A 20,169-nucleotide genomic window follows, 5' to 3' on the forward strand; every position below is an offset into this window, starting at 1 on the left:
CTGGCGCTGGAGCAGCGTCGAGGCCTGTTGCGAACCCTGCGCGCCTGTGGCGTCAGCGCACGCATGCTGATCGCCTGTCTGGCGGCCGAATTGGGGGGCACGGCTTACCCGGGCGGCGAAGTCCGTGAAGTCGATGTCCGTGGCCGTAACCTGGCCGAAGGTGTTCCACGCGCATTCACCCTGAACTCCAACGAAGTGCTCGAAGCGCTGCAAGAGTCCCTGGCGACCATCGTTCAGGCCGTCAAGAGTGCTCTGGAGCAATCGCCTCCGGAGCTGGCTTCCGACATCGCCGAGCGTGGTCTGGTGCTGACCGGTGGCGGTGCCTTGCTGCGTGATCTCGACAAGTTGCTGGCCCAGGAAACCGGCCTGCCGGTCATCGTTGCCGAAGATCCGCTGACCTGCGTTGCTCGCGGCGGTGGCCGTGCATTGGAAATGATGGATAAACACACCATGGACCTGCTTTCCAGCGAGTAAGTCGCCGGATCGCCTCCACGTTGTTGAGCGCGCAGGCGGCACTTTGCAGTGCTGCCTGTTCGCGTTTATCTTCTGTCAGTCTGCATCCAGGCCGGTTTGATGGCGTATGAATAAAGAGAACATTTGCCTGGGAGGAGCGGCTTATTAAACCGCTTTTCACCAAGGGTCCCTCACTGGGCGTGCGCGTGTTGGTGCTGGTCGTGCTGTCGGTCGCGCTGATGGTGGTCGATGCCCGCTTCACACTGCTCAAGCCAGTGCGTAGCCAGATGTCGCTGGTGCTGATGCAGTCGTACTGGATCACCGACCTGCCGCAGCGTCTGTGGCAGGGTGTGGCCAGCCAGTTTGGCAGCCGGACCGAGCTCGTCGCCGAAAACGAAAAACTCAAGAGTGAAAACCTGCTGTTGCAGGGGCGCATGCAAAAGCTCGCCTCCCTGACCGAGCAGAACGTTCGGTTGCGCGAGTTGCTCAACTCTTCGGCACTGGTCAATGAAAAGGTCGAAGTGGCCGAGTTGATCGGTATGGACCCCAATCCCTTCACCCATCGCATCATCATCAACAAGGGTGAGCGCGACGGTGTGGTCCTCGGTCAGCCGGTGCTCGATGCTCGCGGGCTGATGGGCCAGGTGGTCGAGTTGATGCCCTACACCTCTCGCGTCCTGTTGCTGACCGACTCAACCCACAGCATCCCGGTGCAGGTCAATCGCAACGGACTGCGGGCGATTGCCAGCGGTACTGGCAACCCCGAGCGCCTTGAGCTGCGCCACGTGGCGGATACCGCCGACATCAAGGAAGGTGACCTGTTGGTCAGCTCCGGGCTCGGTCAGCGTTTCCCCGCAGGTTATCCGGTGGCCACCGTCAAGGAAGTGATTCACGATTCCGGCCAGCCGTTCGCCATCGTCCGTGCGGTGCCGACAGCGGCACTCAACCGTAGCCGCTACCTGCTGCTGGTGTTCAGTGATGGCCGTACCGCTGAAGAGCGTGCCAACGACGCTGCCCAGGCTCAGGAGTCCCTGGATGCGCAGGGTGGTGGGCCGATCATTCCGGCGACCGTGCCAAAACCTGCTCTCGTTCCCGCTGCCGTTGCCGCGCCTGCAACTGCGCCTGCAACTCCGGCGGCTGCGCCGGCCACCGCCACCCCGGCCAAGCCGGCAGCCACCACTGCGGCTAAACCGGCTGCCACGCATCCTGCCAATGCCAAGCCACCCGCTTCGGCGTCGGCAACCACCAAGCCACCGGCGGCTCAGCCCGCCGCCGTGAAGCCAGCTGCCGTGAAGCCTGCTGCCAAACCGCCTGTCTCCGAGCCGGCTTCCACTGGAGGACGAGAATAATGGCGGGTGTAAAAGCCTCCCGAAACGGCTGGATTGTCTGGGTGACGTTCGCCATCGGCATGCTGCTCAGCGTTTCGCCGCTGCCGCAATTCATGGAAATCCTTCGCCCGTTGTGGCTGGGCTTGCTGCTGGCGTTCTGGGCGTTGACCCTGCCGCAAAAAGTCGGAATGGTCACCGCATGGTGCCTGGGCATGGCCGAGGATGTGCTGTACGGCACGTTGCTTGGGCAGAACGCATTGATCCTGACCCTCATTACCTATCTGGTACTGGCGCTGCAACAACGCCTGCGGATGTTCCCGATGTGGCAGCAGAGCCTGGTGATCCTGGTGATTTTCGGCCTCGCGCAACTGGTCCAGTTGTGGCTCAGCGCCCTGACCGGCAACCGTCAGCCGACACTGGCGCTGGTCCTGCCCGCCTTGGTCAGTGCCTTGCTCTGGCCGTGGATCAGCTATGGTTTGCGCGGGTTGCGTCGACGCTACAAAATCAACTAATTCGGTTCGGCATTTGCCCGCACCTTTCGCCTTGTCTCGCCAAAGAGGAACAGTATTCGTGAGACAGGGCACCGGACAGGGAGATGTCTTGATGAAACGGCTGTACCTTGCCTCTGGTTCGCCGCGCCGGCGTGAACTGCTCACGCAGATTGGCGTGCCGTTCACCGCCATCAGCGCGGACATCGATGAATCCCCTTTGAATCATGAATCCCCGTCGGCCTATGTCGAGCGTCTGGCGCGTGGCAAGGCTGCGGCTGGCCGTGACGCAGTGGTGTCCGATGCCCCTTTCTGTGTGCTGGGCGCCGACACCGCCGTTGTGCTCGACGGCAAAATTCTCGGCAAACCGGTTGATGAAGCCGATGCGTGCGCCATGCTGAAGATGTTGTCCGGACATGAACATCAAGTCCTGACAGCCATCGCGTTGCTCGAGGGCGAGCGTTGCGAGTCGCGGGTGGTGCGCAGTGTGGTGCGTTTTCGCGCCATCGGCAGCGACGAAGCTGCAGCCTATTGGGCCAGTGGCGAGCCACGGGACAAGGCCGGTGGTTATGGCATTCAAGGGTTGGGCGCGGTATTCGTCGCCGGGCTCGATGGAAGTTATTCGGCGGTGGTCGGATTGCCTCTGTGCGAAACAGCGCAACTGCTCGGCCAATTCGGCATACCCTGTTGGCAAACCCATAACGCGCGTTAAGCGTCGTACGGACCAAGATGCGGCCATTATCGTGAACATGCTTGAACGAGACCCTGCCATGAGTGAAGAGATCCTGATCAACATCACGCCGATGGAATCACGCGTGGCGGTGGTCGAAAACGGTGTTCTGCAAGAGGTCCATGTCGAGCGCACACAAAAGCGCGGGATCGTCGGCAACATCTACAAAGGCAAGGTCGTGCGGGTTTTGCCGGGCATGCAGGCTGCATTCGTCGACATCGGCCTGGATCGTGCCGCGTTCATTCATGCATCGGAAATCTCTCTGCGCGAAGGCCCTGCGGTGGAGAGCATCAGCGCGCTGGTGCACGAAGGCCAGAGCCTGGTGGTGCAAGTCACCAAGGACCCGATTGGCTCCAAGGGCGCGCGGTTGACCACTCAGTTGTCGATCCCGTCGCGCTATCTGGTGTACATGCCTCGCACCGCACATGTCGGTATTTCGCTGAAGATCGAAGACGAAGCCGAACGCGAACGCCTCAAGCAGGTGGTCAGCGATTGCGTCGCCAAGGAAGGTATCAAGGAGGCCGGAGGCTTCATTCTGCGAACCGCGGCCGAAGGCGCAGGCGCCGATGAAATCCTCATGGACATTCGCTACCTGCGCAGGCTCTGGGACCAGATCAGTGCGCAGATCAAAACCATCAGCGCACCCAGCGTGATTTATGAAGACCTGGGGCTGGCGCTGCGTACGCTGCGTGACCTGGTGAGCCCGAAGATCGAGAAGATCCGCATCGACTCGCGGGAAACTTTCCAGAAAACCACGCAGTTCGTCGCTGAACTGATGCCGGAGATTGCCGATCGTCTGGAACATTACCCTGGCGAACGGCCGATCTTCGACCTGTACGGGGTCGAAGACGAAATCCAGAAAGCGCTCGAGCGCAAGGTTCCATTGAAGTCCGGCGGTTACCTGGTGGTCGATCCGGCGGAGGCCATGAGCACCATCGACGTCAACACCGGGGCGTTCGTCGGTCATCGCAATCTCGAAGAAACCATCTTCAAGACCAATCTGGAAGCCGCGACCGCCATCGCTCGCCAGCTGCGCCTGCGCAATCTGGGCGGGATCATCATCATTGACTTCATCGACATGGAAGATGAAGAGCATCAGCGCCAGGTGCTGCGCACGCTGGAGAAGCAACTTGAGCGCGATCATGCCAAGACCAACATCATCGGCATCACCGAGCTGGGGCTGGTGCAGATGACGCGCAAGCGCACCCGCGAAAGTCTCGAACAAGTGTTGTGCGAACCGTGCACCAGTTGTCAGGGCCGCGGCAAGTTGAAGACTCCGGAGACGATCTGCTACGAAATTTTCCGCGAAATCCTGCGGGAGGCTCGCGCCTATCAGGCGGAAGGCTATCGTGTACTGGCGAACCAGAAGGTTGTCGACCGCTTGCTTGACGAGGAATCAGGCAACGTAGCCGAGCTTGAAGGTTTTATCGGGCGCACGATTCGGTTCCAGGTGGAAACCATGTATTCCCAGGAACAGTACGACGTGGTGCTGCTCTGAATCGCTGCGTTTTAACTTTGCTACAGCGGCTGGCCTCAGCTTTCTGCAAATCATTTGCCATGGGAGCCAACTGACATGGAGCGTCTGACACGCATTCTGGTCAAGCTGACTCGTTGGGGTCTGGGCCTGTGCGCGTTGGTTTTGGTGCTGATGGCGTTGTACGTCAGTCTGGGGCGTGAGCTGACACCGCTGGTGGCCGAGTACCGTGTCGAAGTGCAAACCAGGGCTGGCGAGGCCCTGGGAATGCCGTTGCAAATAGGTGAGTTGAAAGGCAACTGGAGCAATTTTTCCCCCATTCTGTCTGCACATGACGTCACCGTCGGTGAAGGCGCCAACGCGCTGCACCTCGATCAGGTGAGGGCTGTGCCCGACCTTTGGGGCAGCCTGATGGCGCAGCAGATTCGCATTGCCCATCTGGAGCTCAATGGCCTGAAGGTCAGCCTCAAGGAGGGTGAGGGCGGTCAGTGGACGCTGGAAGGCTTGCCGGTGAGGGATGACCAGCCTCTGGACCCGGAGCAGTTGCTCAATCGCATGCAATTGATCGAGCAGCTGTCTGTGCTCGACAGCCAGGTCACCTTGCAACCGTTTGGCGAGTCGCCTCTGACACTGACTTACGTCGGTTTGAACCTGAAAGTCGGTGCCAGCCGTCAACGGCTTGATGCACGGTTGACCTTGCCTGACGGACAGCCCGTGGCAATGAGCCTGCGAACGCGCATTCGTGCCAGCGAATGGCGGGACGCCGAGGCGCAGTTTTATTTGAGCCTTCCGCAAAGCGACTGGGCGAAATGGCTGCCCGAGCGTCTGACCCGGCAGTGGAATCTCGCCCGGATCAAGGCCGGCGGTGAGTTGTGGGCAGTCTGGGGCAAGGGCACCCTGCAGAGCGCCGCTTTGCGTTTGCATGCACCGCAAATCAAGGGGGCCTACGCAGAGCGCAAGCCGGTCACGATCAATAATCTGGCCTTTGCCGGCTACTTCCAGCGCAGCGCGGAAGGCATGCTGGTAACGGTGGATTCGCTGGCCATGAGCCTGGGCGAGACGCGTTGGGAGTCGCGTTTGCAGGCCAGGCAAACCGCGGCCACCGACAAGACCGAAGAACTCTGGCAGCTGCAGGCCGACCGCCTCGATCTGACCCCGCTCACTCCGTTGCTCAATGCTCTGGCGCCTTTGCCCGAGGGCTTTGCCACGGTAGTCGAACGACTCAAGGTCACAGGCGGATTGCGCAATGTGCTGGTTGATGTGCGACCCCATGCGACCGACGACAGCCGTTTCAGCTTTGCCGCCAACCTCGAACAAATCGGCTTCGACGCCTATCATGGGGCTCCGGCGGCACGAAATGTCACAGGCAGCATCAGCGGCGACCTGGGGCATGGCGAGTTGCGCATGGACAGCAAGGATTTCATGCTGCATCTGGACCCGATCTTCGCCAAGCCCTGGCAGTATCTTCAGGCCAACGCCCGCCTGACCTGGAAACTCGACAAAGAAGGTTTCACCCTGATTGCTCCCTACCTGAAGGTATTGGGCGAGGAGGGCAAGATCGCCGGCGATTTCCTGATTCGCCTGCATTTCGACCACGATCAGGAAGATTACATGGACCTGCGGGTCGGTCTGGTGGACGGTGATGGCCGGTACACCGCCAAGTACCTGCCGGCAGTCCTGAGCCCGGCACTGGATGAATGGCTGCGCACCGCGATTCTCAAGGGCGCGGTGGATCAGGGCTTTTTCCAGTATCAAGGCTCGCTGAACCACGGAGCGGCCGATACGGCGCGCAGCATCAGTCTGTTTTTCAAGGTCCACGATGCCGAATTGGCGTTCCAGCCGGGCTGGCCGCATGTCAGCAAGGTTTCCGGTGACGTGTTCGTCGAAGACAGCGGCGTGCGGATTCTGGCCAGCAAGGGGCAAATGCTCGACACCCAGGTCAGTGACATCTACGTCAATATTCCTCATGCCCCGGAAGGACAGAGCACGCACCTCCTTCTCGATGGCAGTTTTGCCGGGGGCTTGGGCGATGGGCTGAAAATACTTCAGCAGGCACCGATCGGCACTGCCGAAACCTTTGCCGGTTGGGAGGGCGAGGGCGATCTGCAAGGCAAGTTGAAACTGGACATCCCACTGGTCAAGGGCGAGCAGCCGAATATCCTGGTGGATTTCAAGACTGCAAAATCTCGCCTGAAATTGCCTGAGCCACCGCTGGAGCTGACCCAACTCAAAGGTGATTTCCGCTTTGACAGCGACAAGGGCCTGAGCGGACAGAACATTACTGCTAGGGCCTTCGACAAACCGGTCAGCGCACAGATTTTCGCCGATGGTCGCGCCGGCAAACTCAATACCCGTGTGGCGGCTTCGGGGCAGGTCGAAGTCAAGAAACTTGCCGACTGGCTGGGCGTGACCCAACCGTTGCCGGCCAGTGGCGTGATCCCCTATCAGTTGCAACTGACCCTCAATGGTGCCGACAGCCAATTGATGGTCAATTCCAATCTCAAGGGTGTGGCGGTCGATTTGCCGGCGCCGTTCGGCATGACTGCGGACGCCGGACGTGATACGACATTCCGTATGACCCTGCAGGGGACGGAACGGCGATACTGGGTCAACTACGGCGAACTGGCGAACTTCACGTTTGCAGCGCCAATCGGCAATCTGGCCGAGGGCCGTGGCGAGTTGTTCCTCGGCAATGGCCAGGCCATGCTGCCGGGCAGCAAGGGCCTGCGGGTACGCGGCGTGCTATCGGAGCTCGATGTCGATCCCTGGCAGACGCTGGTGAGCAAATATGCGGGGCAGGATCCGGGCGGCAGCGCCAAACAATTGCTCAGCGGCGCGGACATCAAGGTCGGCAAGCTCAGTGCCCTGGGCACGACGCTGGATCAGGCGTCGGTGCAGTTGACGCGTAAACCGGCGACCTGGGAATTGCAGCTCGATAGCCAGCAGGCCAAGGGAAGCGCCAGCATTCCCGATGCCAAGGCAGCGCCGATCGCGATCAACCTGCAATACGTGCGCATACCGGCGCCGGATCCCAAGGTTCTGGCCGACGAAAACTCGCCGGACCCGCTGGCCTCCGTAGATCCGAGCAAAATCCCGGCAATCGATATCACCATCAATCAGTTGTTCCAGGGCAATGACCTGGTGGGGGCATGGTCCCTGAAGGCTCGCCCTACGGGTAAGGGCATTGCGCTCAATTCGCTGGTCATGGGCCTCAAGGGCATGCTGCTGCAGGGCAGCGCCGGCTGGGAGGGGACGCCAGGCGCCAGCAACAGTTGGCTGAAGGGCCGGATCAGCGGCAAGAACCTTGCGGATGTACTCAAGGCCTGGGGCTATGCGCCGAGCGTAACCAGCAAGGAGTTTCGCATGGATGTCGACGGACGCTGGCCAGGATCTCCGGCGTGGGCGGGCACCAAGCGCTTCTCCGGCACCCTCGATGCACAGCTCAATGAAGGCCAGTTCGTGGAGGTTGAAGGCAGTGCACAGGCATTACGCGTATTCGGCCTGCTCAACTTCAACTCCATTGGTCGGCGGCTGCGCCTGGATTTCTCCGATTTGTTCGGCAAGGGACTGAGCTATGACAGGGTCAAGGGCCTGCTGGTGGCGACCAACGGTGTGTACGTCACCCGTGAGCCAATCCGCTTGACCGGGCCGTCGAGTACCATCGAACTGGATGGCACCCTGAATATGGTGGCCGATCAGATCGATGCGAAACTGCTGGTGACGTTGCCGGTGACCAACAATTTGCCGATCGCCGCGTTGATTGTTGGCGCACCTGCCGTCGGGGGCGCGTTGTTCCTGATCGACAAGTTGATCGGTGACCGTGTCGCGCGGTTTGCCAGTGTCAAATACACCGTCAAGGGGCCATGGAAAGAGCCGAAAATCACCTTCGACAAGCCTTTTTGAAAAGCCATTCCCCGGACCTATGGAGTAGCATGACCGCTGTAGGAGCGAGCATGCTCGCGATGGTGGTCGCTACTCCGCAGGGTATCAGGTGCCCCAAGTTATCGTTGACGTCCATCGCGAGCATGCTCGCTCCTACAGGTCCCGTATCAAGGAACAGGCCATGTCTTTCGCGGTGATTCAAATGGTGAGCCAGAGCGATGTGCTGGCCAATCTGTCCCAGGCACGCCGTCTGCTCGAACAGGCGGCGGCCGATGGGGCGAAACTTGCCGTACTGCCGGAAAACTTCGCCGCGATGGGCCGGCGCGATATCGCCGACATCGGCCGCGCCGAAGCGTTGGGCGAAGGTCCGATTCTGCCGTGGCTGAAACAGACCGCACGCGACCTCGGTCTATGGATAGTCGCCGGTACGTTGCCGCTGCCGCCGGTTGATCAACCCGGTGCCAAGTCCCATGCCTGCTCGCTGCTTGTCGACGACCGGGGCGAAACGGTGGCGCGTTATGACAAGCTGCACCTGTTCGACGTGGATGTCGCAGACAATCGTGGCCGATATCGTGAGTCCGATGACTATGCTTATGGCAGTGGGGTCGTGGTTGCAGATACTCCGGTGGGGCGAGTCGGGTTGACGGTCTGTTATGACCTTCGCTTCCCGGAGCTGTACAGCGAATTGCGTGCTGCCGGCGCTCAACTGATTACCGCGCCGTCGGCCTTTACCGCCGTGACCGGCGCCGCGCACTGGGACGTGCTGATTCGCGCGCGAGCCATCGAAACCCAATGTTATGTGCTCGCGGCGGCCCAAGGGGGAACGCATCCGGGGCCGCGGGAAACCTGGGGGCATGCGGCCATCATCGACCCATGGGGACGGGTGCTGGCACAACAGGATCAAGGTGAGGCGGTGCTGTTGGCCGAGCGCGACAGCAGCGAACAGGCGTCCATCAGGGCGCGGATGCCGGTGTCCAGTCACCGGCGCTTTTTCTCGCAGGGCGCTCAGCGACCTGCATCAGAACGATGAATTTAAGGCGTAAAGCATATGAGCGAGTTGTTGTCCTCAGTCAGTGAACACCTCCTGGCGCCCGGTGGCGTGACGATTGAAAGCCTGCAAGGTGTGCTTGGCGATCTGGCCGGTCCAGGTATCGATGCCGCCGACCTGTATTTCCAGGGGCAGATTTCCGAGTCCTGGGCGCTGGAAGACGGCATCGTCAAGGAAGGCAGCTTCAACCTCGACCAAGGGGTGGGCGTGCGGGCGCAATCGGGCGAGAAAACCGGTTTTGCCTACAGCAACGCAATCACTCTCGAGGCCCTGGGGGCTGCTGCCCGTGCCGCCCGTTCGATTTCCCGCGCCGGTCAGAATGGCACGGTGCAAGCGTTCAGCACTCAGGATGTGGCGCAGCTGTATGCTCCGGACAATCCGCTGGAAGTGCTCAGCCGTGCCGAGAAGGTCGACTTGCTCAAGCGCGTCGATGCCGCCACCCGGGCGCTTGATCCGCGTATCCAGCAAGTCACCGTGAGCATGGCCGGCGTCTGGGAGCGGATACTGGTGGCGTCCACCGATGGCGGGCTGGCGGCGGATGTGCGGCCGCTGGTGCGTTTCAACGTCAGCGTGATCGTCGAGCAAAATGGACGTCGTGAGCGTGGCGGCCATGGCGGTGGCGGACGGACGGATTACCGCTATTTCCTCGCCGAGGACCGCGCCATGGGGTATGCCCGTGAAGCGCTGCGTCAGGCGCTGGTCAATCTGGAAGCCATTCCTGCGCCGGCCGGAACCCTGCCTGTGGTACTCGGCTCGGGATGGTCGGGCGTATTGCTGCACGAAGCCGTCGGTCACGGCCTGGAGGGAGATTTCAACCGCAAGGGCAGCTCGGCCTATAGCGGACGCATGGGCGAAATGGTTGCCTCCAAACTCTGCACCATCGTCGATGACGGGACCCTGTCCGGCCGTCGCGGCTCCCTGAGTGTGGACGATGAAGGCACCCCGACCGAGTGCACCACGCTGATCGAAAACGGCGTCCTCAAGGGATACATGCAGGACAAGCTCAACGCGCGGCTGATGGGTGTGGCCCGCACCGGCAACGGTCGTCGTGAGTCCTATGCGCACCTGCCGATGCCGCGCATGACCAACACTTATATGCTGGCCGGTGAAAGTGACCCGGCGGAGATCATCGCATCGGTGAAAAAAGGCATCTACTGCGCCAACCTCGGCGGCGGCCAGGTGGATATCACCAGCGGCAAGTTCGTGTTCTCCACCAGCGAGGCCTATCTGATCGAAGACGGCAAAATCACTGCACCGGTCAAGGGCGCAACCCTGATCGGCAACGGTCCGGAAGCCATGAGCAAGGTGTCGATGGTTGGCAACGATCTGGCGCTGGACAGCGGCGTGGGGACGTGCGGCAAGGATGGGCAGTCGGTACCGGTGGGTGTCGGCCAGCCAACGCTGAAAATCGACGCAATTACCGTGGGTGGCACGGGCGCGTAACCGGCTTTTGAAGCGTGTGGCTTCGGGTGAGCCGCTTGCCGGCTCACCCGTCCAGAGATTCAGCGCAGGCCGCGTTGAGTCTCGTCCAGCTCACGGATGTACTTGAAGATTTTACGGCTCGAAGCAGGAGGCTTGTTGTGCGCGACCTCGTGCTGGGCCTGACGGATCATGGAGCGCAGTTGCTGGCGATCGGTATCCGGGTAGTCGACGACGAATTTTTCCAGGACTGCATCGTCGCCGGCAATCAGGCGATCGCGCCAGCGCTCCAGGTTATGGAAGCGTTCGTTGTACTGGCGAGTGGAGGCATCGAGTTGATCGAGCAAAACCAGAATGGCGTCAGTGTCCTGATCGCGCATCAGCTTGCCGATGAATTGAAGGTGCCGTTTACGCGCGATGTGCGCAACGTGCTTGGGCGCCTCGGCCAGGGCCCGGCGCAAGGCGTCGGTCAAGGGCAGTTTGGCCAGCAAGTCAGGCTTGAGTGTTGTAAGGCGCTCGCCAAGGTCAACCAGAGCATGCAGCTCGCGTTTGACCTGGGATTTGCTTTTTTCTCCCGTATCGAGGGAGTCGTCGTAAGAATCAACCATGGTGGCCGTCCGCAAGAAAACGCCGCCATGATAACCAGTCGGGGGCCGCTTGTCCGGCCCGGTCGCTCGATGGCCGTTACCGAAAGCAGAATTTGAGTGGAGAACAGCATGAGTGCAGTTGAAAGCGTCGGCCCAAAAGCGTTGCCGGCACTGCAGGAACAAGTCGAGCAGATCATCGCTGAGGCCAAGCGTCAGGGGGCCAGTGCCTGTGAAGTGGCGGTTTCCCTTGAGCAGGGCCTGTCGACCTCGGTGCGTCAGCGCGAAGTCGAAACGGTCGAGTTCAACCGCGACCAGGGCTTTGGCATCACGCTGTATGTTGGCGAGCGCAAGGGCTCGGCCAGCACCTCGGCCAGCGGTCCCGACGCTATCCGTGAAACGGTCGCCGCCGCATTGGCCATCGCCAAGCACACCTCGGAAGACGAAGCGTCCGGCCTGGCGGATGCCGCGCTGATGGCCCGGGATGTTCAGGATTTCGATCTGTTCCATCCCTGGGACATTACCCCGGAGCAGGCCATCGAGCAGGCGCTGGCCTGTGAAGCCGCGGCGTTTGCCGCCGACAGTCGGATCAAGAATGCCGACGGCACCACTCTGAGCACTCACCAGGGTTGCCGTGTTTACGGTAACAGCCACGGATTTATCGGCGGCTATGCATCGACTCGACACAGCCTCAGTTGCGTGATGATCGCCGAGGCCGATGGCCAGATGCAGCGTGATTACTGGTACGACGTGAACCGTCAGGGCAACTTGCTGGCCGACCCGCTGACCATTGGCCAGCGTGCTGCGCAGCGGGCGGCAAGCCGCCTGGGCGCGCGCCCCGTACCGACCTGCGAAGTGCCGGTGCTGTTTTCCGCGGAGTTGGCCGGTGGTTTGTTCAGCAGTTTCCTGTCGGCCATTTCGGGCGGCAGCCTGTACCGTAAGTCGTCGTTCCTTGAAGGCACCCTGGGACAGAAGCTGTTTCCGGAGTGGCTGACGATCGACGAGCGTCCGCATTTGATGCGGGCATTGGGCAGCGCGGCGTTCGACGGCGACGGACTGGCGACTTACGCCAAGCCGTTTGTCGAAAAAGGCGAGTTGGTCTCCTACATCCTCGGCACTTACTCGGGTCGCAAACTCGGCATGCCGAGCACCGCGAACGCCGGCGGTGTGCATAACCTGTTTGTTACCCACGGCGACGAAGACCAGGCGGCCCTGCTGCGGCGCATGGACCGCGGTCTGCTGGTCACCGAATTGATGGGGCAGGGCCTGAACATGGTGACAGGCGACTACTCCCGTGGTGCGGCGGGTTACTGGGTGGAAAACGGCGAAATCCAGTTCGCGGTTCAGGAAGTGACCATCGCAGGCAACATGCGCGACATGTTCAAGCAGATCCTGGCGGTGGGTAACGACCTGGAAATGCGCAGTAACATCCGCACCGGTTCCGTGCTGATCGAGCGAATGACCGTAGCGGGAAGCTGACCCCTTTCACGATGCAAAAAAAGCCACCCATCGGGTGGCTTTTTTTTGCACAAATTGTGGGAGCGAGCCTGCTCGCGATAACGGTTAGTCAGTCGACTCATGTTTTGAATGATCCATCCCAATCGCGAGCAGGCTCGCTCCCACATTGATTCTTCTGATCTGTGTGGGGTTGTTTTGGTTCTCATTATCAATTAATAATAAATCTCATTACCGAATGAGCCCGGATCATGAGTACTGCCTTGCACGAGCAGCCTTACCTCGAAAGCTGGCGCTGGATGAGTCGCCAGATACGTTGCGCGATGAACGCCGATGAACCTCGTCTGATTGAGCACTACCTGGCCGAAGGCCGCTATCTGGCCTGTTGCACGGCGACCTCGCCCTGGACGGTCGCCGAAACCTCCTTCCGATTGCTGCTCGACACCGCCGCCGATATTGCGTTGCCCTGGCATTGGCGCACGTACTGCCTGGACCAGGCCTGGCGTCCGCTGCGCGATCTGGAGCGCCTGGCTTTGTGCAAGTGCCGCCTTAAACGCTGGCAGCGCTATAGCTGGCAACTGGCGACCTGTCAGTTGCAGCCCTCGATTTCTCTCCTGGAACTGATGCAAGGAATTTCCGATGAGTAATACCCGTATCGAACGCGACAGCATGGGCGAATTGAACGTGCCGGCAGACGCCCTGTATGGTGCGCAAACCCAGCGTGCGGTGGACAACTTTCCCATCAGCGGCAAGCCGATGCCGGTGCAGTTTGTCCGCGCGCTGATTCTGGCCAAGGCAGCGGCGGCCGGTGCCAATATCGAACTCGGACAGATCAGCGCGTCCCGGGGCAAGGCCATCGTCGATGCGGCGCAAGGCTTGCTTGAAGGCGACTTCATGCAGCATTTCCCGGTGGATATCTTCCAGACCGGCTCCGGCACCAGCTCCAACATGAATGCCAACGAGGTGATCGCCACGCTGGCCAGCCGACTGCTCGGTGAGCCAGTGAACCCCAACGATCACGTCAATTGCGGGCAAAGCAGCAACGACATCATTCCGACCACGATTCATGTCAGTGCGGCGCTGGCGCTGCACGAGCAGTTGTTGCCGGCCTTGACCGGCCTGGTGCAGGTGATCGAACGCAAGGCCGGACAGGTTCATCACCATGTCAAAACCGGGCGTACGCATTTGATGGATGCCATGCCGGTGCGCATGAGCCAGGTACTCAATGGCTGGGCGCAACAGCTCAAGGCCAATATCGGCCACCTGCAGGGCTTGTTGCCGAGCCTGCAATCGCTGGCGCAGGGCGGCACGGCGGTAGGCACCGGGGTCAATGCGCATCCGGAGTTCGCCGCACGGTTCAGTCGGCAATTGAGCCAATTGACTCGGCTTGAATTCACACCGGGCGTGGACCTCTTCGCGCTGATTGGCTCCCAGGACACCGCCGTGGCTGTCTCCGGCCAGCTCAAGGCCACGGCCGTGTCCCTGATGAAGATTGCCAACGATCTGCGCTGGATGAACTCCGGGCCGTTGGCCGGGCTGGGCGAAATCGAGCTCGAAGCTTTGCAGCCGGGCTCTTCGATCATGCCAGGCAAGGTCAATCCGGTGATTCCGGAAGCCACCGCCATGGTCGCCGCTCAGGTCATCGGCAATGACACCGTCATCACCATTGCCGGCCAGTCGGGCAACTTCGAGCTCAACGTCATGCTGCCGATTGTCGCCCAGAATCTGCTGAGCAGCATCGAGCTACTGGCTAACGCCAGTCGTTTGCTGGGTGAAAAAGCCATCGCCAGCTTCAAGGTCAACGACCTGCGACTCAAGGAGGCGCTGTCCCGCAACCCGATCCTGGTGACTGCGCTCAACCCGATCATCGGTTACCAGAAAGCCGCCGAAATCGCCAAGAAAGCATACGCACAAGGCCGGCCGGTGATTGATGTGGCGCTGGAGCACACCGACCTGTCGCGCAGCCAATTGGAAGAGTTGCTCAACCCGGAAAAACTCACCGCGGGCGGCGTGTAAATACCCTCACCGCTTTGGAGGCTCACCATGGAACACTGGAAACGCACGATCGAAAGAGCCAATCGCTGTTTCATGTTGGGCGAACTGGTCGATGCCCGCGAGGCTTACTTGCAGGCATTGGCCCTCGCCCAGGTGTTGTTCGAGCGCTGGGCGAATGCCGACGAAGCGGTGGCGGCTTGCGTGATTTCCCACCACAACCTGGCGGACCTGCATTTGCGTCTGAACCAGCCGGAGGAGAGCGCCGAGTATCTGTGTGCGATTCACCAACGGTTGTTGCAGGCCATGCAGGACCCGCGACTGTCACCGGCCCTGCGTGAAGCAGCGCTACGCCAGAGCAGCAAAACCTATGTCGAGCTGCTCAATTTCATCAGCGAACACGGCGAATACCCGCGCACCCATCGTTTGTTGTGCATCGATGCTGCCTCGCCATCGCAACGTCCCGCGCCTTATCAACATGGAGTTCATTGAAATGGCTTTTACCTTGCCTGCCTTGCCGTATGCCTACGATGCACTTGAGCCGCACATCGATGCGCAGACCATGGAAATTCACTACACCAAACACCACCAGACCTATATCAACAACCTGAACGCCGCCCTCGAGGGGACGGAGTTTGCCCAATGGCCGGTGGAAAGACTGGTGGCGGCGGTGCAGCAGCTGCCAGAGAAACTGCGTGCCGCGGTGATCAATCAAGGGGGCGGCCATGCCAACCATTCGCTGTTCTGGGAAGTCATGGCGCCCCGGGGTGGCGGCCGGCCCGAAGGTTCACTGGCAGAGGCGATCGACGAGCAGTTGGGTGGTTTCGACAGTTTCAAGGATGCCTTCACCAAGGCCGCGCTGACTCGCTTCGGCAGTGGCTGGGCATGGTTGAGCGTGACACCGCAAAAACGCCTGGTGGTGGAAAGCAGCGGTAACCAGGACAGCCCCTTGATGAACGGCAACACGCCGATTCTCGGTCTCGATGTCTGGGAACATGCGTATTACCTGCAGTATCAGAACCGCCGCCCGGAATACATCGGTGCGTTCTACAACGTGATCAATTGGCCTGAAGTCGCCGCGCGCTATCAGGCTGCGCTGGCTTGAGTCCTTCAGATAAACAATCCAGGGCTGACTATGGGCACTGACACACTGGCGATCGGAAGCGGGCGAATGTTTCGTTACGCGTTCGGATCGTTGCTATTGCTGGCAGGCATGAGTTTGCTGGTGGCGCACGGGCTGCAATGGTTGAATCTGGAACCGAAGCTGTCACGGGCATTACAGGGCGGTGCCATCTGCGCCCTGGGTACGGCTCTTGGGGCGGTGCCGGTGCTGGTTATTCGGCGCATGCCACAGGCGCTCAACGATTGCTTGCTGGGTTTCGGGGCCGGCGTGATGCTGGCGGCCACCGCATTTTCGCTGATCGTGCCGGGTATCGCAGCGGCGCAAAGCCTGGGCATGAGCCCATGGGCGGCCAGCGGCGTGATCAGTTTCGGCATCCTGCTTGGCGCATTCGGACTGTTTCTGGTGGATCGCAAAGTGTCCGGTGTCTCCCCGGAAATACTCGTCGGCACCGTCGAACATCCGGTGATACCACCACGGATCTGGCTGTTTGTATTTGCGATCATTGCCCATAACATTCCCGAGGGCATGGCCGTCGGCGTATCGGCGGGTGGCGGTATGCCGGAAGCCGACAGTCTGGCGATGGGCATTGCCTTGCAGGATGTGCCGGAGGGATTGGTTATCGCTTTGGTTCTGGCAGGGGCAGGGATGTCGCGGTTCAAGGCGTTCCTGATCGGCGCGGCTTCAGGTCTGGTCGAGCCGGTGTTCGCCTTGTCATGTGCCTGGCTGGTGAGCCTGGCCGAACTGATGTTGCCTTTGGGGTTGGCGTTGGCTGCCGGTGCCATGTTGCTGGTCGTCACCCATGAAGTCATTCCCGAATCGCGCAAGCACGGTCATGACAAGCTGGCCAGCCTTGGATTGCTGGTCGGGTTTTGCTTGATGATGGTGATGGACACGGCGCTCGCCTAGGCGAGCGTCATTCGCCTTCGTCGAAGAAGTTGTTGATCAACGCCACCAGCGCATCCATCGCTTCCTGTTCCTGCTCGCCTTCGGTACTCAAATGGATGGTGGTGCCCTTGCCTGCGGCGAGCATCATCATGGCCATGATGCTTTTACCGTCGACCATCGATCCTGGCGTACGACCGGCCCGGATCTGGCATGGAAACTGGCCGGCAACGCCGACGAATTTTGCGGACGCCCGGGCATGCAGGCCCAGCTTGTTGATGATTTCGATTTCCAGAGCAGGCATCGCGGTGTGAATCCTTTAGCTGAGGTCGCGGTGGCGAACCTGGACGTTCTTCAGGGTTTTCTGCAGTGTCTTGCCCAGCCGTTCGGTCAGGTAGACGGAGCGGTGATGCCCGCCGGTACAACCGATGGCAATGGTGACATAGGCGCGGTTGCTCGCGGCGAAGCGGGGGAGCCATTTGAGCAGATAACTGGAGATGTCTTCAAACATCTCTTCGACATCCGGTTGTGCCGCCAGATAATCGGCAACCGGTTGATCCAGCCCGGATTGCTCGCGCAACTCCGGCTTCCAGTAGGGGTTGGGCAGGCAACGCACGTCAAACACCAGGTCGGCGTCCACCGGCATGCCACGCTTGAAACCAAAGGACTCCACCAGGAATGCGGTACCGGGCTCAGGCTGATTGAGCAAGCGCAACTTGATGGTGTCGCGTAGCTGGTACAGGTTCAGGTTGGTGGTATTGACCTTGAGGTCCGCCAGGTCGGCAATGGGGCCGAGCAGGCTGGATTCATCCTTGATCGCCTCGGCCAGCGAACGACTGGCGCTGCTCAGCGGATGGCGTCGGCGGGTTTCCGAAAATCGCTTGAGCAGGGTTTCATCGTCGGCATCCAGGTACAGGACATCACACTGTATATGCCGGCTGCGGGCCTCCTCCAACAGTTCCGGAAACCGCGAAAGATGGCTCGGCAGATTGCGGGCGTCGATGGAGACGGCAACCAGGGGTTGCACCATCTCGGTCTGAACCAGCGCGCGCTCGGCCAGTTCCGGCAACAAGCCTGCAGGCAGGTTGTCGATGCAGTAGTAGCCATTGTCCTCAAGAACATCGAGGGCGGTACTTTTACCTGAGCCGGAGCGGCCGCTGACGATGATCAAACGCATGGTTACTGACCGTTTTGCTCGTCCAGGACAACCTGATACAAGGCTTGATTACTCGGGGCGCTGCGCAGCCTTTCACGCACTTCCTTGCGGTCGAGCATGCTGGCGATCTGGCGCAACAACTCCAGGTGCGCATCGGTAGCCGCTTCCGGGACCAGTAGCACGAACAACAGGTCGACCGGGGCGCCGTCGATGGCGTCGAAATCGATGGGGGCATCCAGGTGCATCAGGGCACTGATGGGCGAGATGCACCCTTTGAGGCGGCAATGTGGAATGGCGATGCCGTTGCCAAACCCGGTAGAGCCGAGTTTTTCACGGGCAATCAACGCCTCGAAGACATCTTGCATCTCCAGATCCGGCACTTCCCGGGCGATCAGGTTGGCAATTTGTTCGAGGGCTTTCTTTTTGCTGCCTCCCGGCACGTTCACCAGGGAACGGCCGGGGGTCAGGATACTTTCAAGTCGGATCATGGATTGGGAGTGTCAACGACCCGTAGCGCCCTGAAGAAGGCTCTGGGTCTTTTCCTTATGCTTTTTGAGTTGTTTGTCCAGCTTGTCGGTCAGTGCGTCGATCGCCGCGTACATATCGGAATGTTCCGCGTTGGCGACCACTTCATTGCCGGGAATATGCAACGTGGCTTCGATTTTCTGCTTCAGCTTTTCGACCGTCATCGTGACCTGCACGTTGGTGATCTTGTCGAAATGTCGCTCCAGTCGTTCGAGTTTTTCGCCGATGTAGGTGCGAAGAGGTTCGGTCACTTCCAGTTGGTGTCCACTGATGTTGACTTGCATACAGCTTCTCCTTCGTTGCCAGTGCATAAAGCGGCAGATCAGATGATCTACCACTGGAACGCTGTGGCGTGGCTCTACATCAACCGCTTGCGTTCGCTCGAAGGCGCGATTCCGAGGGATTCGCGGTACTTGGCGACGGTGCGGCGAGCCACCTGAATGCCTTGTGCCTCCAGTAAACCAGCGATCTTGCTGTCACTCAACGGCTTTTTCTGATTTTCCGCAGCAACCAGTTTTTTGATGATTGCGCGGATTGCCGTGGACGAGCATTCACCTCCTTCGGAGGTGCTGACGTGGCTGGAGAAAAAGTATTTCAGTTCATAGATTCCCCGAGGGGTATGCATGAATTTCTGGGTGGTGACGCGTGAGATCGTCGACTCGTGCATGCCGACCGCTTCAGCGATGTCATGCAGGACCAGCGGCTTCATCGCTTCATCGCCATACTCCAGGAAGCCGCGCTGATGCTCGACGATCTGAGTGGCGACCTTCATCAGGGTTTCGTTGCGGCTTTGCAGGCTCTTGATGAACCAGCGGGCTTCCTGCAACTGATTACGCATGAAGGTGTTGTCGGCGCTGGTATCGGCGCGGCGCACGAATCCGGCGTACTGGGCATTGACTCGCAGCCGTGGCACGGACTCCTGGTTGAGCTCCACCAGCCAGCGCTCGTTGTCCTTGCGCACGATCACGTCAGGAACGACATACTCGGCTTCGGTGGACTCGATTTGCGAGCCTGGGCGCGGGTTCAGGCTTTGCACCAGCTCGATGACCTGGCGCAGCTCATCTTCCTTGAGCTTCATGCGGCGCATCAACTGGCTGTAGTCGCGGCTGCCGAGCAGATCGATGAAGTCGGTGACCATACGCTTGGCTTCTGTCAGCCAAGGCGTTTTGACAGGCAACTGGCGCAATTGCAGCAGCAGGCACTCACCCAGGTTGCGGGCGCCGATACCGGCAGGTTCGAATTGCTGGATGCGGTGCAGGACAGCTTCGATTTCGTCCAGCTCGATGTCCAGTTCCGGATCGAAGGCGTCGAGAATCTCCTCGAGGGTTTCGTCCAGGTAGCCCTGATTGTTGATGCAGTCGATCAGGGTGACGGCGATCAGGCGATCGGTATCGGACATTGGTGCCAGGTTCAATTGCCACAGCAGGTGGCTTTGCAGGCTTTCACCGGCCGATGTGCGGGTGGTGAAGTCCCACTCGTCGTCATCGTTGCTAGGCAGACTGCTGGCGCTGGTCTGGTAAACGTCTTCCCAGGCTCCAAAAGCGGCTATCGGCAAGCGACCGCTGACGTCCAACGGTCGCCGTTCGTGACGTCCGCTAACGGCAATTGCGGTTGTTTAGATATTTTCTCA

The 20,169-nt window shown here is 60.3% G+C and carries 19 protein-coding genes and 1 pseudogene; 14 read left to right on the forward strand and 6 right to left on the reverse strand.

The annotated features are described in order from the left end of the window. The 8 genes from ACQKP2_RS26955 to tldD form a co-directional block, all read left to right on the forward strand. A partial coding sequence (locus ACQKP2_RS26955; protein ID WP_427580981.1) for a rod shape-determining protein occupies positions 1-474 on the forward strand: 474 nt, incomplete at its 5' end. Between the two features lie 143 nt (positions 475-617). Then, positions 618-1,802 carry a rod shape-determining protein MreC gene (mreC, locus tag ACQKP2_RS26960; protein ID WP_427581014.1) on the forward strand — a complete coding sequence of 395 codons (1,185 nt, stop codon included), beginning with the start codon at positions 618-620 and terminating at the stop codon, positions 1,800-1,802. Continuing rightward, complete coding sequence (gene mreD, locus ACQKP2_RS26965; RefSeq protein WP_427580983.1) at positions 1,802-2,293, forward strand: rod shape-determining protein MreD; 492 nt, start codon at positions 1,802-1,804, stop codon at positions 2,291-2,293. The genes mreC and mreD overlap by 1 nt, the downstream gene beginning before the upstream one ends. Positions 2,294-2,384: 91 nt before the next feature. Next, entirely contained in the window at positions 2,385-2,981 is a 597-nt protein-coding gene (locus tag ACQKP2_RS26970; RefSeq protein ID WP_427580985.1) for a Maf family protein, read from the forward strand. Between the two features lie 58 nt (positions 2,982-3,039). Then, complete coding sequence (gene rng, locus ACQKP2_RS26975) at positions 3,040-4,497, forward strand: ribonuclease G (protein WP_427580987.1); 1,458 nt, start codon at positions 3,040-3,042, stop codon at positions 4,495-4,497. A gap of 75 nt (positions 4,498-4,572) precedes the next feature. Beyond that, positions 4,573-8,376: a YhdP family protein gene (locus ACQKP2_RS26980; protein WP_427580988.1), complete on the forward strand. Its 3,804-nt coding sequence runs from the start codon at positions 4,573-4,575 to the stop codon at positions 8,374-8,376. Between the two features lie 160 nt (positions 8,377-8,536). Beyond that, positions 8,537-9,385 carry a carbon-nitrogen hydrolase family protein gene (locus ACQKP2_RS26985; RefSeq protein WP_427580990.1) on the forward strand — a complete coding sequence of 283 codons (849 nt, stop codon included), beginning with the start codon at positions 8,537-8,539 and terminating at the stop codon, positions 9,383-9,385. 18 nt (positions 9,386-9,403) lie between these two features. After that, positions 9,404-10,846, forward strand: coding sequence for a metalloprotease TldD (gene tldD, locus ACQKP2_RS26990; RefSeq protein ID WP_427580992.1), 1,443 nt, complete (start codon positions 9,404-9,406; stop codon positions 10,844-10,846). A gap of 59 nt (positions 10,847-10,905) precedes the next feature. Here tldD and yjgA read toward each other — a convergent pair whose 3' ends face one another. Continuing rightward, the gene (gene yjgA, locus ACQKP2_RS26995) at positions 10,906-11,430 is read right to left on the reverse strand and encodes a ribosome biogenesis factor YjgA (RefSeq protein ID WP_427580994.1); all 525 of its coding nucleotides are present in this window, start codon (positions 11,428-11,430) and stop codon (positions 10,906-10,908) included. A 108-nt stretch (positions 11,431-11,538) separates the two neighbouring features. Between yjgA and pmbA the strand changes: the two genes are divergently transcribed. The 6 genes from pmbA (at position 11,539) to ACQKP2_RS27025 (ending at position 16,882) form a co-directional block, all read left to right on the forward strand. Beyond that, the gene (pmbA, locus tag ACQKP2_RS27000; RefSeq protein ID WP_427580996.1) at positions 11,539-12,885 is read left to right on the forward strand and encodes a metalloprotease PmbA; all 1,347 of its coding nucleotides are present in this window, start codon (positions 11,539-11,541) and stop codon (positions 12,883-12,885) included. A 227-nt stretch (positions 12,886-13,112) separates the two neighbouring features. Continuing rightward, on the forward strand, positions 13,113-13,508 hold the full coding sequence (locus ACQKP2_RS27005) for a FagA protein (protein ID WP_427580998.1): 396 nt from the start codon (positions 13,113-13,115) through the stop codon (positions 13,506-13,508). Beyond that, on the forward strand, positions 13,501-14,877 hold the full coding sequence (locus tag ACQKP2_RS27010; protein ID WP_427581000.1) for a class II fumarate hydratase: 1,377 nt from the start codon (positions 13,501-13,503) through the stop codon (positions 14,875-14,877). The genes ACQKP2_RS27005 and ACQKP2_RS27010 overlap by 8 nt, the downstream gene beginning before the upstream one ends. Positions 14,878-14,904: 27 nt before the next feature. Continuing rightward, a complete protein-coding gene (locus tag ACQKP2_RS27015) occupies positions 14,905-15,345 on the forward strand; it encodes a hypothetical protein (protein WP_427581002.1) in 441 nt (146 codons plus the stop codon). Between the two features lies 1 nt (position 15,346). Continuing rightward, the gene (locus ACQKP2_RS27020) at positions 15,347-15,958 is read left to right on the forward strand and encodes a superoxide dismutase (RefSeq protein ID WP_427581004.1); all 612 of its coding nucleotides are present in this window, start codon (positions 15,347-15,349) and stop codon (positions 15,956-15,958) included. A gap of 30 nt (positions 15,959-15,988) precedes the next feature. Further along, on the forward strand, positions 15,989-16,882 hold the full coding sequence (locus ACQKP2_RS27025) for a ZIP family metal transporter (RefSeq protein ID WP_427581006.1): 894 nt from the start codon (positions 15,989-15,991) through the stop codon (positions 16,880-16,882). A gap of 7 nt (positions 16,883-16,889) precedes the next feature. On the opposite strand, the gene ACQKP2_RS27030 is transcribed toward ACQKP2_RS27025, so the two are convergent. From ACQKP2_RS27030 to ACQKP2_RS27050, 5 genes and pseudogenes are all read right to left on the reverse strand, one after another. Continuing rightward, the gene (locus ACQKP2_RS27030; protein WP_427581008.1) at positions 16,890-17,162 is read right to left on the reverse strand and encodes an HPr family phosphocarrier protein; all 273 of its coding nucleotides are present in this window, start codon (positions 17,160-17,162) and stop codon (positions 16,890-16,892) included. 15 nt (positions 17,163-17,177) lie between these two features. Then, entirely contained in the window at positions 17,178-18,035 is an 858-nt protein-coding gene (rapZ, locus tag ACQKP2_RS27035) for an RNase adapter RapZ (RefSeq protein ID WP_427581010.1), read from the reverse strand. Between the two features lie 2 nt (positions 18,036-18,037). Continuing rightward, positions 18,038-18,502, reverse strand: a complete 465-nt coding sequence (gene ptsN / locus ACQKP2_RS27040; RefSeq protein WP_427581012.1) for a PTS IIA-like nitrogen regulatory protein PtsN — start codon at positions 18,500-18,502, stop codon at positions 18,038-18,040. Between the two features lie 12 nt (positions 18,503-18,514). Continuing rightward, positions 18,515-18,823 carry a ribosome hibernation-promoting factor, HPF/YfiA family gene (gene hpf, locus ACQKP2_RS27045; protein WP_273919786.1) on the reverse strand — a complete coding sequence of 103 codons (309 nt, stop codon included), beginning with the start codon at positions 18,821-18,823 and terminating at the stop codon, positions 18,515-18,517. A gap of 74 nt (positions 18,824-18,897) precedes the next feature. Beyond that, positions 18,898-20,073, reverse strand: a pseudogene (locus ACQKP2_RS27050) (RNA polymerase factor sigma-54); the annotation flags it as partial. Positions 20,074-20,169 lie beyond the last annotated feature (96 nt).

The sequence above is a fragment of the Pseudomonas sp. NPDC089569 genome, from assembly GCF_050280625.1.
Taxonomy (GTDB): Bacteria; Pseudomonadota; Gammaproteobacteria; order Pseudomonadales; family Pseudomonadaceae; genus Aquipseudomonas.